A 14,358-nucleotide genomic window follows, 5' to 3' on the forward strand; every position below is an offset into this window, starting at 1 on the left:
GGATCCTTGTCATGGCCGAGACGCTGCACCGACCCGCCGCCCTGCGTACCGTCGAGATGCCGTTGCCGGGCGGGGAGACCGCCGGCCGCGCGGTGGCCGCGTTGGTCCGGCTGGTCGGCCGCCACCCGGCCGGGTGGCGGTGGCTGGCCCGGCGGCACCATCCGGTACTGGACCGGCTGGCCGCGGCGAACGCGCGGGCGGCCTGCGTCCGGGCGGCCCGGCGGGTGCCGGCCTACCGGGAGTTCCTGCGGGCCCGCCCGGCGGGCGTCCGCCGCCGGCTGCGGGACTTCCCGGAGACCGACAAGCTCGGGTACGTGGTGGGCCACGACGCCGCCGCGCGGTGCTGGCGGGGGCGGCTGCCGGAGCGGGGCGTGGTGGTCGACGAGTCGGCCGGCTCGTCGGGGCGGCCGTTCAACTGGCCGCGCGGCGAGCGGGAGTTGCGGGCGGTGCACCGGGACATCGCCGGCTACACCGGGCTGGTCTTCCCGATGCGCCGGCCGTTCGTCATCAACGCGTACTCGATGGGCGCCTGGGCGACCGGCACCACGACCGGCGCGGCGATGGCCCGGATCGCGGTGGTGAAGAACACCGGCCCGGACCTCGGCAAGATCGTCGACACGTTGCGGGAGTTCGGCCCGGAGCACGACTACCTGGTGACCGCGTACCCGCCGTTCCTCAAGCACCTGCGGGACCGGCTGGACGCCGAGGACTTCCCCTGGTCGCGCTACCGGATCTTCGGTAGCTGCGGCGGGGAGGGGATGACCGAGGCGCTGCGGGACTACCTGGAGCAGCGGTTCGTCCGGGTGCGTTCGGCGTACGGGGCATCGGACCTGACCATCGGCATCGGCGCGGAGACCCGGTTCACGGTGTGGCTGCGGCGGCGGCTGCGGACCGACCCGGCGTTGCGGGCGGAGCTGCTCGGCGCCGACGAGCAGCGGCTGCCGATGGTGTTCCAGTACAACCCGTTCGCCTCCTACCTGGAGACCAACGAGCGCCGGGAGCTGGTCTGCACGGCGGGCGGCCGGGACGTGCTCCAGCCCCGGCTGCGCTACAACGTCGGCGACGAGGCGCTGCTGGTGCCGTACCGGCGGATCGCCGATCTGGCCGCGGCCGACCCGGTGCGCGCGGCCGAGTTCCGCGCCGCGACGGCGCAGGAGCGGATGACGCTGCCGGTGCTGCTGCTGTTCGGCAGGCGCGACTCCACGGTGTCCTACCTGGGGGCGAACCTCTACCCGCAGGACGTGGAGTACGGCCTCTACACCGGCAACCCGCACGCCGGCGCGATCAGCCGGTTCTGCCTGGCGCTCGTGGAGGACACGGCGCTGGAGACCCGCCCGGTGATCCACGTGGAGCTGCGCGGCCCGCTTGCCGCCGCGGACCGCGCGGCGCTCGCGGACGCCTGCCGCGACGGGGTACGCCGGCACCTCGCCTCGGTGTCGCGGGACTTCGCCCAGTCCCTGGTGGAGGATCCGACCGCCGCTGACCTGCGGGTGGAGCTGCACGACCCGGGCACCGGCCCGTTCGCCGGCCCGCAGAAGATCAAGAACGCCTACCTGGTGAGGTGACCATGCGTACCCGAGATTTCTCCCGCGCCCCGGCACAGGCCCGCGCCGGCGCGATGTTCATCGGCGGCACCCGTTATGCGAGCCCGCTGGTGCTGCTGCGGCTGGCCCCGGACTGGTTCCGGATGGTCCGGGACATGCGCCGGATGTCCGGCTACCGCTGGCACACCGTCTACTGGCAGTTCCCGCTGACGTTGGGCACGATCGCGTTCTTCACCGACCGGGACGCGATGCTGCGCTTCGCGCGCACCCGGCACCACCGCAAGCTGATGGCGTGGCTTACCGACGGCAACCGCAACGCCACCGCCGGGTTCATCCGGCTCTACACGGCCTCGCCGGACGGCTACTCCAACGGCGCGTGGCGGGCCGAGGACGGCGCGATGGGCCACATCGAGGAGTTCACCCCGCTGGGCGCGGAGACGACCGGGCCGGCGGTACGCCGGTGAGCGGCCACCGGTTCGAGCGGGTCACCGACCGGCGCGGCCTGCGGGATTTCCTCGCGCTCATCGACCGGCTGTACGCGGGGGAGCCCCGGTACGTGCCGACGCCCCGGCAGCAGATCCGCCGCTGGTGGCGCGACGGCGTGCCGCTGTACGTGCTGCGCGACGGCACCGGCGCGGTGGTCGGGCGGACCACGCTGCACACCGACGCGGACCTCGACGCCAAGCTGGGCCGCCGGTGCCAGTTGTTCGGGCTGACCGAGTTCACCGCGCCGGCCGCCGGGCCGCTGTTCGACGCGATCGACGCGCACGCCGCCGCCGACCGGGACCTGCTGTTCGGGCCGGTGGCGCTGCTGCCCAACCAGGCCGGTGGCGTGGTCACCTCCGGGTTCGAGGACCGGGGTTTCACCGACAGCGCCTGGAACCCGCCGCGTTACCCGGCCGCCTACGAGGCGCACGGCTTCACCCGCCGGTTCGTCTCCGACACCTGGATCTGCCCGGTCCCCGCGCCCGAGGGGCCGGCACCCGCGCTCGGCGCGCAGCCGGACGGCGCGCGGCTGGAGCTGCACCGGGGCGACACCCGGCGGCTCGACGAGCAGCTCGACCTGCTGCGCGGCATGCTCAACGACTCCTTCGCCCAGCTCGGCTACTACACGCCGATCTCGGCCGCCCAGTTGCGCCGGCAGACCGACGGGCTGGCGTACCTGCTTGACGAGTCCCTGCTGCTCTACCTGACCCGGGACGGGCGGCCGGTGGCGTTCGTGCTCTGCGTGCCGGACATCAGCGGGTTCCTGGTCGCGGTGCGCGGCGACCTGAGCCCGGTCAACCAGGTGCGGCTGCTTGCCACCCGCCGGCGCTACCGCCGGGAGGCGGTGCTGATCGTCAAGGGCGTGGTGCCGGAGTGCCAGGGACGCGGCTACCAGCGGCTGCTCTCCACGCACCTGCACCGCAACCTGCACCACGGCGGCTACACCACGCTGCGCAGCACCTACGTCGGGCGCGACAACCAGGCGTCGGCCGCGCAGTACCGGCGGCTCGGCGGCCGGCCGCTGCACGGCTACGCCTTCTATGCCCGGGAGCGCTGACATGGACCTCGCCGCGTTCCGCGCGTTGGAGCCGCTGTGCTGGCGGGCCCCGAGCGCGCACAACACCCAACCCTGGCGGCTGCGCTACGAACGCTGGGCGGTCACCGTCGGCTGGGACCCGACCGACGCGCTGCCGGCCGGCGACCCGACCGGCCGGGACCTGCGGCTGTCGCTCGGCGCGTTCGTGGAGACCTGCCTGATCGTCGCGGCCGACGCCGGACTGCGGCTGGACTGGGTGGCCGACCACGACGAATCCAAGCATCGGGTGGGCCGGCTGCGCCCGGCCCGCCTGCCGTACCGCACGCCGTTCCGCACCCACGACGTGTGCGAGCGGCGTACCGACCGGGGGCGGTTCGCCGACGGGCCGGACGCCGGCCTGCTCGCCGCCGCCGACCACGCCGCCCGGTGGGCCGGCGGCGCGGTCCGGGTGGTGCCGGCGGCGGCCGGGCGTCTCGGCGCGCTGCTGCGCGCCGCCGACCGGCAGGTGTACGCGGATCCGGCGGTCGTGTCCGAGCTGCGCCGCTGGCTGCGGCTGGACCGGGCCCGGCCGGACTACCGGGCGGACGGGCTCAGCGACCGCTGCCTCGGGCTATCCCGGCCGGCCGCCGCCGGGTTGCGGACGGCGCTCGCCGCGTATCCGGTGCTGCGTCCGCTCGGGTTGCCGCGCCTGCTCGCCGCCGGCGACGACCCGCTCGCCCGCGGCGGCACGGTGCTGGCGCTTGTCGCGCCGCCCGACCTGGACGCGGCCGGCCAGGTGGAGTTCGGGCGGGTCCTGATGCGGGTCTGGTTGACGCTGCACGCGGCCGGCCTGGCGGCGCATCCGCTGAGCCAGCTCGTCGACGTGGCCGCCACCCGCGACGCGCTCGGCGCGTTGCTGGACGTGGCGCCCGAGCGGATCGTGCACGTGACCCGGGTGGGCCGGCCGGTCGCGCCGGCGCCCCGTTCGGCCCGCCGGGTCGAGCGTGCCTGCGGGGGAGCGGAGCGGCGGCCGGTGGCGGCGCGGGTGGGGTAGGACCCCCGGGGGTCAGCGGGCCGGCGGCGGCGCGGTGCTGCCCCGGACAACGAAGGTGGTGCCGAGTTCGTACCGGTCCTGGGGGAGGGCCCGGCCGTCGGCCATGGTCAGGGCCAGCCGGGCGGCGGTGGCGCCGATCTCGGCGAACGGCACCCGCACCGTGGTCAGCGGGGGCACCAGCCAGGCCGCGTGTTCGACGTCGTCGAACCCGACGACGCTGAGACCGTCGGGTATCCGCAGGCCCGCCTCCCGTGCCGCCGCGTAGACGCCCATCGCCTGGAGGTCGTCGCCGCAGACGACCGCCGTCGGCGGGTCGGGCCGGGCGAGCAACTGGGCGCCGAGGTCCCGGCCGTCCTCGAAGGTGAACGCCCCCCGGCGTTCGAGGCTCTCGTCGAACGGCACCCCGGCGTAGTCGAGCGCGGCGTGGAAACCGTCCAGCCGGGCCCGTGCGGACAGGTCCCGGAGCGGCCCGGTGATCAGGCCGATCCGCCGGTGGCCGAGGTCGAGGAGGTGCCGGGTGGCGGCGAGCGCGCCGGTCCAGTTGTTGGCCCCGACGGCAGGTGTGGGGAACAGGTCGCCGATCGGGTCGATGGAGACGAGCGGAATCCCCTCGACCGCGAAGAGTTCCCCGTCCTCGACGGTGACCAGGGAGAACACGGCGATGACGGCGGTCGGCTGCCGTAACAGCAGCGGCTCCGCCCAGGGCCGCCCGGCCCGGACGAGCTGGTGCACGTCGGTGAAGCCGACGGTGTGGTCGCTGGCGTTGGCGACCTCCTGCACGCCGCGCAGGATCTCCATCGCGATCGAGGACAGCATCCGGTGGAAGACCACCTCCACGCAGAGGGCGCCGCCGGTCTGCCGCCTGCGGTAGCCGTGGTCGCGGAGCAGCGCCTCCACCCGCTGGCGGGTCTGCTCGCCCACCCCACGACGGCCGTTGAGCACCTTGGAGACGGTGGGTGGGGACACTCCGGCGAGTTCGGCGATCGTGGCGATGGGCAGGTCGCCGCGCCGGGGCTTGCGCACGTGCTGCCGCGGTCCTTCTTCGAGCACGAGGGCAGTCTATGGCTGGACGTGTCAGGGCCGGACGAAAGTTTAGCGATAACATTTCGCGCCCTCGATGCCCTGATCCCATCCGCCGTAGCTGGTCGAGGGCTTCCAGGAACTTTCGCGAAACCTGATCGTCACATCTTGACGTCGGCTGATTCATCCATGAGAGTCCATATGAGCGGATGTGGCGCGCGAACGGGAGCTCGTGACGCCGGCCGGCGTCACGACATGTGGTGCGCGGGTGCGTGGGCAGCGCCTGTTAACGCTAACAGGAGGGTTTCCGAATCGTGCCCATCAGTCGACGAGCACTCATCAAGGCCGTCGCCGCATCAGGCGCTCTCACCGCCGCGTCGGTGGCCGGGCTGCCCGGCGTCGCGTGGGCGGCGAACACCGCCTACGCGATGGCGTACTTCACCGAGACGCCGAACGGTCAGGGCGCGGACTACGGCCTGCACCTGGCGGTGAGCCGGGACGGCCTCAACTGGACGCCGCTGAACCAGAACAACCCGGTGGTCACCCCGACGCAGGGGCAACTCGGCCTGCGGGACCCGTTCGTGCTCCGCAAGCAGGACGGCACGTTCGTCATCCTGGCCACCGACCTCAAGGGCACCGACTTCGGCCAGAACAGCCAGTACCTGCACGTGTGGGACTCGACAAACCTGACGAACTTCACCGGCTACCGCCGGATCCGCATGCACACGCTGCCCAACTCGCACACCTGGGCGCCGACCGCGTTCTGGGACGCCGGCCGCGGCCAGTACGGCATCGTCTACTCCTGCAACAGCGGCGGCGACGTGCTGATGGTCAACTACACGAGCGACTTCGTCACCGTCGGCCCGCAGCAGGTGTTCTTCAGCCCCGGCTTCGGCGTGCTCGACGGCGACATCGTCGTCGACGGCGGCACCACCTACCTTTACTACAAGAACCTGTCCACCGGCCTCCTCCACGGCGCCCGCTCCTCGACCGGCGCGCCGAACAGCTTCACCACCTACACCAGCGGCCTGCGGCAGGGCAACGGGATCGAGGCGCCGCTGCTCGTCAGGAACAACGACGGCAGCGGCTGGCGGCTCTGGGGCGACTCGTACAGCCCGGTCAACAACGACTACTACATGTGGTCCACCTCCGCCATCGGCGGCAACTCGTGGACCGCGTTGAACCAGCGTGACTACACCCCGCCGCTGAACGCCAAACACGGCTCGGTCATCGGGATCAGCGACGCCGAGTACAACGGCCTCGTCTCCCGGTGGGGCACCCCGAACTGGGTACGGCTCAAGTCGTCGAACCTCCCCGACTACGTCGTCCGGCACCGCGACTACGTCGGACGCATCGACCCGTACCCGTTCGATCCCTACCAGGACCAGATGTGGCGGATGGTGGCCGGACTGGCCGACCCCGCCGGGGTCTCGTTCGAGGCGGTGAACCGGCCGGGCATGTTCCTGCGGCACTACAGCTACGCGCTCCGCCTCGACGCGAACGACGGGACGTCGACCTTCCGCGCGGACGCCACCTTCCACCGGACGGCAGGCCTCGCCGACGGCGCGTGGACGTCGTTCCGCTCCCACAACTTCCCGGACCGCTACCTAAGGCACGCCAACTACCTCCTGCGGATCGACCCGCTCGGCTCCGGTTCGAGCCTGAGCGACAGGCAGGACGCCACCTTCCGCATCACGCCCTGAGGAGTCAGCCGATGTCGAGACACGCAACGAGATTCGGGTCCGTCGCTGCCGCGATGCTGCTGGCCCTGGGCATGGGCGCCGCGATGGTCGGTGGCACGCTCGGCAGCAGCGCCCGGGCCGCCGACCTCGGTACGGCCGCCGCCACCGCCGGGTGTGGCAAGACCCCCACCCTGGGCAACGGCACCTACAACATCACCAGCGGCGGCAAGAACCGCAGCTTCATCCTGAAGCTCCCCGACGGGTACGACCGGAACCGCCAGTACCGGCTGGTCTTCGGGTTCCACTGGTGGGGCGGCACCGCCGTGGACGTCGCGACCGGGCAGACGGTGCAGCGCGACGTGTGGTCCTACTACGGCCTGCTGCGGCTGTCCAACAACAGCACGATCTTCGTGGCGCCGCAGGGCATCGACAACGGCTGGGCCAACTCCGGCGGCGAGGACGTCACGTTCGTCGACGACATGCTCCGCCGGATCGAGGGTGATCTGTGCGTCGACACCACGCAGCGGTTCTCCGTCGGCTTCAGCTACGGCGGTGGAATGAGTTACGCGCTCGCCTGTGCCCGGCCGAACGTGTTCCGCGCGGTCGCGGTGCAGTCCTCACCCGGCACGCTCAGCGGATGCAGCGGCGGCACCCAGCCGATCGCGTACCTCGGGGTGCACGGCGTCGGCGACACCATTGCCAGTGGACGCGCGCTGCGGGACCGCTTCGTCGCCAACAACGGCTGCACGGCGGCGAGCCCGCCGGAGCCGAGGTCCGGCAGTCTGACCCACACGGTCTACAGCTACTCCGGCTGCCGATCCGGCTACCCGGTGACGTGGGCGGCGTTCGACGGCGGTCACATCGCCGCTCCGCAGGACGGCGCCGGCGGCGACAGCGGCACCCGGACCTGGGTACCGGCCGAGGTGTGGAAGTTCTTCACCCAGTTCGCCGGCACCTCGCCGACCCCGTCGCCGACGACCCCGCCCACCGCGTCGCCCACGGCCTCGCCGACCGTGTCACCGACCGTGTCACCGACCGTGTCGCCGACGAACCCGCCGCCGTCGGGCGGCTGCGCCGCCACCTACCGGACCGCCACCCAGTGGCCCGGCGGCTTCCAGGGTGAGGTCACCGTGACCGCGGGCGCCGCCGCCATCAGCGGATGGCGGGTGAGCTGGACGCTCGCCAGCGGGCAGAGCATCACCCAGCTCTGGGGTGGACGCAACGCGCCCTCCGGCAGCACCCAGAACGTCTCCAACGAGGCGTGGAACGGCAGCCTGGCGGCGGGCGCGTCCACCACGTTCGGCTTCACCGCCAACGGCTCGGCCACGACGCCGTTCCTGACCTGCACCCGCCTCTGACCCGCCCGGCTTGGAGAAAAGCATGTCCGACATGACCCGAAGGAACATTCTCAAGGCCGGCGCGGCCGGGGCCGGGGCCGCCCTGGTGCCGGCCGCCTGGACCGCGACCGCCCGCGCCGGCTCGGCCGCGCCACCGCAGGTGCTTGCCGCGAACGACCTGGCCCTGTGGTACGACGAGGGAGCCGGCACCGACTGGCTCCGCGCGCTGCCGATCGGCAACGGGCGGCTCGGCGCGATGGTGTTCGGCAACGTCGACACCGAACGGCTCCAGCTCAACGAGGACACGGTCTGGGCCGGCGGCCCCTACGACTCGGCCAACACCCGGGGCGCGGCAAACCTGGCCGAGATCCGGCGGCGGGTCTTCGCCGACCAGTGGACCTCGGCGCAGGACCTGATCAACCAGACCATGATGGGCAACCCGGGTGGGCAGCTCGCCTACCAGACCGTCGGCAACCTCCGGCTCGCCTTCGGGTCCGCGAGCGGGGCGACCCAGTACAACCGGACCCTCGACCTGACCACCGCCACGGTCACCACCACCTACGTGCTCAACGGGGTACGCCACCAGCGGGAGGTGTTCGCAAGCGCGCCCGACCAGGTGATCGTGGTCCGGCTGACCGCCGACCGGGCCAACTCGATCACGTTCTCCGCCACCTTCGACAGCCCACAACGGACCACCGTGTCGAGCCCGGACGCGGCCACCATCGGGCTGGACGGCATCTCCGGCAGCCAGGAGGGGGTCAACGGCTCGGTGCGGTTCCTGGCCCTGGCCAACGCCGCCGCGACCGGCGGCACGGTCAGCAGCTCCGGCGGCACCCTACGGGTGTCCGGGGCCACGAGCGTGACCATCCTGATCTCGATCGGCTCCAGCTACGTCAACTACCGCACGGTGAACGGCGACTACCAGGGCATCGCCCGCAACCGGCTCAACGCCGCCAAAAGCGTCGCGATCGACCAGCTGCGCAGCCGCCACGTCGCCGACTACCAGGCGCTGTTCAACCGGGTGAGCCTCGACCTGGGCCGGACGGCCGCGGCCGACCAGCCCACCGACGTCCGGATCGCGCAGCACGCGAACGCCAACGACCCGCAGTTCGCCGCGTTGCTGTTCCAGTTCGGGCGTTACCTGTTGATCTCCTCCTCGCGGCCGGGCACCCAACCGGCGAACCTCCAGGGCATCTGGAACGACTCGCTGGCCCCGTCCTGGGACTCGAAGTACACGATCAACGCCAACCTGCCGATGAACTACTGGCCGGCCGACACCACGAACCTCTCCGAGTGCTTCCTGCCGGTCTTCGACCTGGTCAAGGACCTGACGGTGACCGGCGCGCGGGTGGCCCAGGCCCAGTACGGCGCCGGCGGCTGGGTCACCCACCACAACACCGACGCGTGGCGGGGCGCCTCAGTGGTCGACGGGGCGCTGTGGGGCATGTGGCAGACCGGTGGCGCCTGGCTGAGCACGCTCATCTGGGACCACTACCAGTTCACCGGCGACCTCGGCTTCCTCCAGACCAACTACCCGGCCCTGAAGGGCGCCGCCCAGTTCTTCCTCGACACCCTGGTCGTCCACCCGACGCTCAACTACCTGGTGACGAACCCGTCGAACTCGCCGGAGCTGCCGCACCACTCGAACGCGAGCGTCTGCGCGGGCCCCACCATGGACAACCAGATCCTGCGTGACCTGTTCGACGCCGCGGCCCGGGCCAGCGAGGCGCTCGGCGTCGACACCACGTTCCGGTCACAGGTGCGCACCGCCCGGGACCGGCTGCCCCCGAGCAAGGTCGGCTCGCGCGGCAACGTGCAGGAGTGGCTCGCCGACTGGGTCGAGACCGAGCGGACCCACCGGCACGTCTCCCACCTGTACGGCCTGCACCCCAGCAACCAGATCACCAAGCGGGGCACGCCCGCGCTCTACGAGGCCGCCCGCAAGACGCTGGAGCTGCGCGGCGACGACGGCACCGGCTGGTCGCTGGCGTGGAAAATCAACTTCTGGGCCCGGCTGGAGGACGGCGCCCGCGCCCACAAGCTCTTCCGTGACCTGGTGCGCACCGACCGGCTCGCGCCGAACATGTTCGACCTGCACCCGCCGTTCCAGATCGACGGCAACTTCGGCGCCACCTCCGGTATCGCCGAGATGCTGCTGCACAGCCACACCGGTGAGCTGAACGTGTTGCCGGCGCTGCCGAGCGCGTGGCCCACCGGGCAGGTCGCGGGCCTGCGGGGGCGCGGCGGCTACACCGTCGGCGTGTCCTGGAGCAGCGGTCAGGCCGACGAGATCGGCATCCGCGCCGACCGCGACGGCACGCTCCGGGTGCGGTCCCGGCTGTTCACCGGCGGCTTCACCCTCGCCGACGCCACCGACGGCAGCACGCCGGCCACCACCCGACCGGAGTCGGACGTGGTCCAGTTCAGCGTCCGCGCCGGTCACACCTACCGGGCGGCGCGGCCCGGCGTGACGCCGTCGCCGACCCTGACCGCCTCGCCCACCCCCACCCCGACGCCGACGAGCGCGTCGCCGACCCCGACGCCGACCACCAGCTCGCCCGCGCCGTCCGGCGCACGGGCCACGTACGCGGTGACGGGCTCGTGGTCGGGTGGCTTCCAGGGTGAGGTCACGGTGACCGCCGGCGCGACCGCGATCCGCGGCTGGACGGTGTCCTGGACGTTCCCGAACGGGCAGGTCATCAACCAGATCTGGGGCGGCACCCACACCCAGAGCGGCGCCAACGTGACGGTACGCAACGTCGACTACAACGGCGCGCTGGCGGCCGGCGCCTCCACCACCTTCGGCTTCATCGGCTCGGTGAACGGCGCCAACAACCCGCCGACGAACCTCACCTGCACCACCACCTGAGCAGGGTGGGACGCGCCCCGGCCTGGTGGGGTGCGTCCCACCCGACCCCTTCCAGGGGCGGTCAGGCCAGGAGGGTCTCGCGCAGCCGCGCGCCCAGGTTGATCCGGCCGACCACCCGGGGGCCGGCCGGGTCGTACACCTCGATGCGGTGGTTGCGGCGCATCATCTCCCGCACCGCCGGCGGCAGCCGGGGCGGGTCGTCCATGGCCGCGAGGACCTGCGCGGCGGTCACGGTCAGGCGCTCCACCAGGGCGGCGCCGTCGGTGTCCACACGCACCCGGCCGAACTCCCAGCCGGCGGTGGTGAGGTCGAGTACCTCGAACAGGCGCACCACGAACGGCTGCGGGTCGGTCACCCGGCCGAGGCGTTTCGCCCGGTCACCGATCACCGAGACGGCGGCGGTCACCTGGGCGTACGGGTGCAACCCGCTGGGCAGCGCGCCGAGCGGCCAGCGCAGCGCCGGACCGGCCTCCTTCCACAGGGGCCGGTAGTTGCGGCGGTGCACAAGCAGCCGCCGGCCGGTACGCCGGAACACCTCCTGGGCCTGGGACTGGAGGTCGGCGTGGGCCTCGTCGGCGGCCTCGCAGACGATCCCGGCGGCCACCACCAGACCGTCGTCGTCGGACAGCAGCCGGCTGATCGCGTCGACCTGCTCGGGGAACCGGATCCGGGCGTGCGCGCCGTAGGAGCGCCGGATGTCCCCCAGCAGCGCCTGCTGGCGTCCGGGGTCCAGGTCGACCCCACCCTCGCCACCCAGCAACCGCCGGAGCCAACCCATTGTGCCTCGCTTCCGTCGGGCGTCTGCGGACCGGGCAATGCTAGTGCGTCGGTGGGTGCTCGTATGGTGACGGGGTGGCTGAGCGATCCCTGACCCTGATGGCGGTGCACGCGCACCCCGACGACGAAGCGACGAGCACCGGCGGCGTCCTCGCCCGCTATGCGGCGGAGGGCGTCACGACGGTGCTCGTGACGTGCACCGACGGCCGGTGCGGCGACGGTCCCGGCGGCGTCAAGCCGGGCGAGGACGGGCACGACCCGCAGGCGGTGGTGGAGATGCGCCGGGCGGAGCTGGCGGCCAGTTGCGAGGCGTTGAAGGTCACCCATCTGGAGACGCTCGACTACGCCGACTCCGGGATGATGGGCTGGGCGACGAACGACGCGCCCGGCGCGTTCTGGAACACGCCGGTGGCGGAGGCGGCCGACCGGCTGGCCGAGCTGATCCGGCACTACCGTCCCGACGTGGTCGTCACCTACGACGAGAACGGCTTCTACGGCCACCCGGACCACATCCAGGCGCACCGCATCACGATGGCGGCGGTCGAGCGCACGGGCGTCCCGGCGAAGGTCTACTGGACCACGGTGCCGCGCAGCGCGTTCCGGGAGTTCGGCAAGGTCATGCAGGAGATCGGGGTGGAGTTCCCCGAGCCGGACGCGACAGACGAGATGCCGGCGCTGGGCCTGCCCGACGACGAGATCACCACCTGGGTGGACACCCGTGGCCACGGCGGGCAGAAGTTCGCCTCGCTTGCGGCGCACGCCAGCCAGGCGGAGAACATCTTCTTCCTGCGGCTGGGGCAGGATCGGTTCACCGAGCTGATGGGGATGGAGACGTTCGTCCGGGTCCGCGACACCACCGGCGCGCCGACGCCTGAGGACGACCTGTTCGCCGGGCTGCGCTGAGGCCACGGCCTCAGCCCGCGGTGGTCCGGGCGGCCAGGTCCGCCAGCACGGCGCGCACGTCCCCGCCGGTGTCGGCCATGATCCGCCGTTGCCGGGTGGCGCCGGTGCCGTCGGAGCGCAGCCGGTCCGCCTCGCGCCGCACCAGGTCCAGGTCACCGTGTCGCCGCAACGCGGGCGCGAGGGTGACCAGCAGGTCGTCGACGAGGTCCCAGGCCGGCCGGGGTCGGCCGGTGCGCGGGTCCACGAGGTCGCCGTCGACGCCGTCGTGGGCGGCCCGCCAGTGTGCGGCGGCGACCAGGCAGCTCCGGATCCGGGGGGCGGGACGGGCGGCGCGCACCTCGTCGATCGCGGTGGCGACCAGGGCCCGGACCAGCCCGGCGACGAGGACGGTGTCGTCCACGGTGGGGCAGACGTCACCGACCCGCACCTCCACCGTCGGGTAGGACGCCGACGGTCGGGCATACCAGTAGACCATCGCGGCGTCGAGCATGATCCCGGTGGCGATCAGGTCCCGCACGGTGGCGTCGTAGTCGGCGGCGGAGTCGAAGTGCGGCGTGGGGCCGATGCTCGGCCAGCGTTCCAACTGCATCGAGCGCCAGCTCGCGTGCCCGGTGTCGCGCCCGTCGTGCAGCGGCGAGTTCGTGGTGAGCGCCTGCACCACCGGCAGCCACGGGCGCAGGTGGTTGCAGACCTGCACGGCGAGTTCCCGGTCGGGCACGCCGACGTGGACGTGGCAGCCGCAGACCGCCGGGTCGTGCGCCACCGGGCCGAACCGGCGGGACATGTCGTGGTAACGCGGCTCGTCGGGCACGGTGCGGTGCGCCTCGCGAACCGGGGTGGCCCCGATCGCCACCAGGCGTGCCCCGACGGCGTCTGCCGCGCGGGCGGCGGCGCGGCGTAGCGCGACGAGGTGTTCCCGCAGCCCGGTGAGGTCGGGGCTGACCGGCGTCACCATCTCCACCATGCTGTGCCGGAACTCCTGCCGGCTCTGCTCGCGGGCGGCCCCGGAGAGCGCGTCGCGGACCCGGTCGGCGACCGGCATGCTCTCGCCTGTCGCCGGGTCCAGGAGCAGGAACTCCTCCTCCACCCCGAGGGTGAGGGCGGCGGTGGCAGCCGGGTCGCCCGCGGGTCGCGGTCGCACCGACGTCCGGGGTCCGTCGTGGCGAGGCTGCGTCATGTCTCGACGGTACGAGGCCGGCGGCCTCCCGGATGCCGTTTCCACCGACCACCGCTCCCGCTCGCGGTGGTCGCGCGGGGGCGGTGGTCAGCGGGGTACGACGTCAGCAGTCGTAGTACATGGCGAACTCGTGCGGGGTGGGGCGCAGGCGCACCGGGTCGACCTCGTTGGCCCGCTTCCAGTCGATCCAGGTGGAGATCAGGTCGGGCGTGAACACGCCGCCGTCGAGCAGGTAGTCGTGGTCGGCTTCGAGTGAGTCGAGGACGGCCGGGAGTGAGCCGGGGACCTGCTTGACGTCGCCCCATTCCTCGGGGGGCAGGTCGTAGAGGTCCTTGTCGATGGGGGCGGGGGGTTCGATTTTGCTTTTGATGCCGTCGAGGCCGGCCATCATCATTGCGGAGAAGGCGAGGTAGACGTTTGCCGAGGGGTCGGGGACGCGGAATTCGACGCGTTTGGCCTTGGGGTTGCTGCCGGTGACCGGGATGCGGGTGCAG

The 14,358-nt window shown here is 72.6% G+C and carries 11 protein-coding genes and 1 pseudogene; 8 read left to right on the forward strand and 4 right to left on the reverse strand.

Translation table 11 applies throughout. The features are described 5' to 3' along the window. The first annotated feature begins 11 nt into the window (after positions 1-11). From SM450_RS28485 to SM450_RS28500, 4 genes are read left to right on the forward strand one after another with little or no spacing between them, the layout of a single operon-like run. Positions 12-1,565, forward strand: a complete 1,554-nt coding sequence (locus tag SM450_RS28485) for a phenylacetate--CoA ligase family protein (protein ID WP_474622867.1) — start codon at positions 12-14, stop codon at positions 1,563-1,565. A gap of 2 nt (positions 1,566-1,567) precedes the next feature. Next, positions 1,568-2,008: a DUF4188 domain-containing protein gene (locus tag SM450_RS28490; protein ID WP_474622868.1), complete on the forward strand. Its 441-nt coding sequence runs from the start codon at positions 1,568-1,570 to the stop codon at positions 2,006-2,008. Continuing rightward, the gene (locus SM450_RS28495; protein ID WP_474622869.1) at positions 2,005-3,087 is read left to right on the forward strand and encodes a hypothetical protein; all 1,083 of its coding nucleotides are present in this window, start codon (positions 2,005-2,007) and stop codon (positions 3,085-3,087) included. The genes SM450_RS28490 and SM450_RS28495 overlap by 4 nt, the downstream gene beginning before the upstream one ends. 1 nt (position 3,088) lies before the next feature. Beyond that, the gene (locus SM450_RS28500; RefSeq protein WP_474622870.1) at positions 3,089-4,099 is read left to right on the forward strand and encodes a nitroreductase family protein; all 1,011 of its coding nucleotides are present in this window, start codon (positions 3,089-3,091) and stop codon (positions 4,097-4,099) included. Between the two features lie 12 nt (positions 4,100-4,111). Here SM450_RS28500 and SM450_RS28505 read toward each other — a convergent pair whose 3' ends face one another. Continuing rightward, positions 4,112-5,149: a LacI family DNA-binding transcriptional regulator gene (locus SM450_RS28505; RefSeq protein ID WP_474622871.1), complete on the reverse strand. Its 1,038-nt coding sequence runs from the start codon at positions 5,147-5,149 to the stop codon at positions 4,112-4,114. A gap of 284 nt (positions 5,150-5,433) precedes the next feature. Here SM450_RS28505 and SM450_RS28510 point away from each other — a divergent pair, with 284 nt between their 5' ends. The 3 genes from SM450_RS28510 to SM450_RS28520 are packed head-to-tail and all read left to right on the forward strand — an operon-like array spanning position 5,434 to position 11,007. Further along, positions 5,434-6,822, forward strand: coding sequence for a glycoside hydrolase family 43 protein (locus tag SM450_RS28510; RefSeq protein WP_474622872.1), 1,389 nt, complete (start codon positions 5,434-5,436; stop codon positions 6,820-6,822). A gap of 11 nt (positions 6,823-6,833) precedes the next feature. Further along, positions 6,834-8,159, forward strand: a complete 1,326-nt coding sequence (locus SM450_RS28515; protein ID WP_474622873.1) for a CE1 family esterase — start codon at positions 6,834-6,836, stop codon at positions 8,157-8,159. Between the two features lie 22 nt (positions 8,160-8,181). Beyond that, complete coding sequence (locus SM450_RS28520; protein WP_474622874.1) at positions 8,182-11,007, forward strand: glycosyl hydrolase family 95 catalytic domain-containing protein; 2,826 nt, start codon at positions 8,182-8,184, stop codon at positions 11,005-11,007. A 61-nt stretch (positions 11,008-11,068) separates the two neighbouring features. Here SM450_RS28520 and SM450_RS28525 read toward each other — a convergent pair whose 3' ends face one another. Then, complete coding sequence (locus SM450_RS28525; RefSeq protein WP_474622875.1) at positions 11,069-11,785, reverse strand: hypothetical protein; 717 nt, start codon at positions 11,783-11,785, stop codon at positions 11,069-11,071. Positions 11,786-11,859: 74 nt separating this feature from the next. Between SM450_RS28525 and SM450_RS28530 the strand changes: the two genes are divergently transcribed. Continuing rightward, the gene (locus tag SM450_RS28530) at positions 11,860-12,687 is read left to right on the forward strand and encodes a PIG-L family deacetylase (protein ID WP_474622876.1); all 828 of its coding nucleotides are present in this window, start codon (positions 11,860-11,862) and stop codon (positions 12,685-12,687) included. A 10-nt stretch (positions 12,688-12,697) separates the two neighbouring features. Here the strand turns inward: SM450_RS28530 and SM450_RS28535 are convergent, their stop codons facing one another. Together SM450_RS28535 and SM450_RS28540 are read right to left on the reverse strand one after the other, a co-directional pair. Next, positions 12,698-13,828 (reverse strand): carboxylate-amine ligase, encoded by a 1,131-nt coding sequence (locus SM450_RS28535; RefSeq protein ID WP_474622877.1) that lies wholly within the window; start codon positions 13,826-13,828, stop codon positions 12,698-12,700. A 139-nt stretch (positions 13,829-13,967) separates the two neighbouring features. Continuing rightward, positions 13,968-14,358, reverse strand: a pseudogene (locus SM450_RS28540) (type I glutamate--ammonia ligase); the annotation flags it as partial.

The sequence above is a fragment of the Micromonospora marincola genome, from assembly GCF_056150385.1.

Bases quoted from the DNA above. Each gene is read 5' to 3' on its own strand.
- SM450_RS28485 (WP_474622867.1), top strand. From the start codon at position 12: ATGGCCGAGACGCTGCACCGACCCGCCGCCCTGCGTACCGTCGAGATG.
- SM450_RS28490 (WP_474622868.1), top strand. From the start codon at position 1,568: ATGCGTACCCGAGATTTCTCCCGCGCCCCGGCACAGGCCCGCGCCGGC.
- SM450_RS28500 (WP_474622870.1), top strand. From the start codon at position 3,089: ATGGACCTCGCCGCGTTCCGCGCGTTGGAGCCGCTGTGCTGGCGGGCC.
- SM450_RS28515 (WP_474622873.1), top strand. From the start codon at position 6,834: ATGTCGAGACACGCAACGAGATTCGGGTCCGTCGCTGCCGCGATGCTG.
- SM450_RS28520 (WP_474622874.1), top strand. From the start codon at position 8,182: ATGTCCGACATGACCCGAAGGAACATTCTCAAGGCCGGCGCGGCCGGG.
- SM450_RS28525 (WP_474622875.1), bottom strand. From the start codon at position 11,785: ATGGGTTGGCTCCGGCGGTTGCTGGGTGGCGAGGGTGGGGTCGACCTG.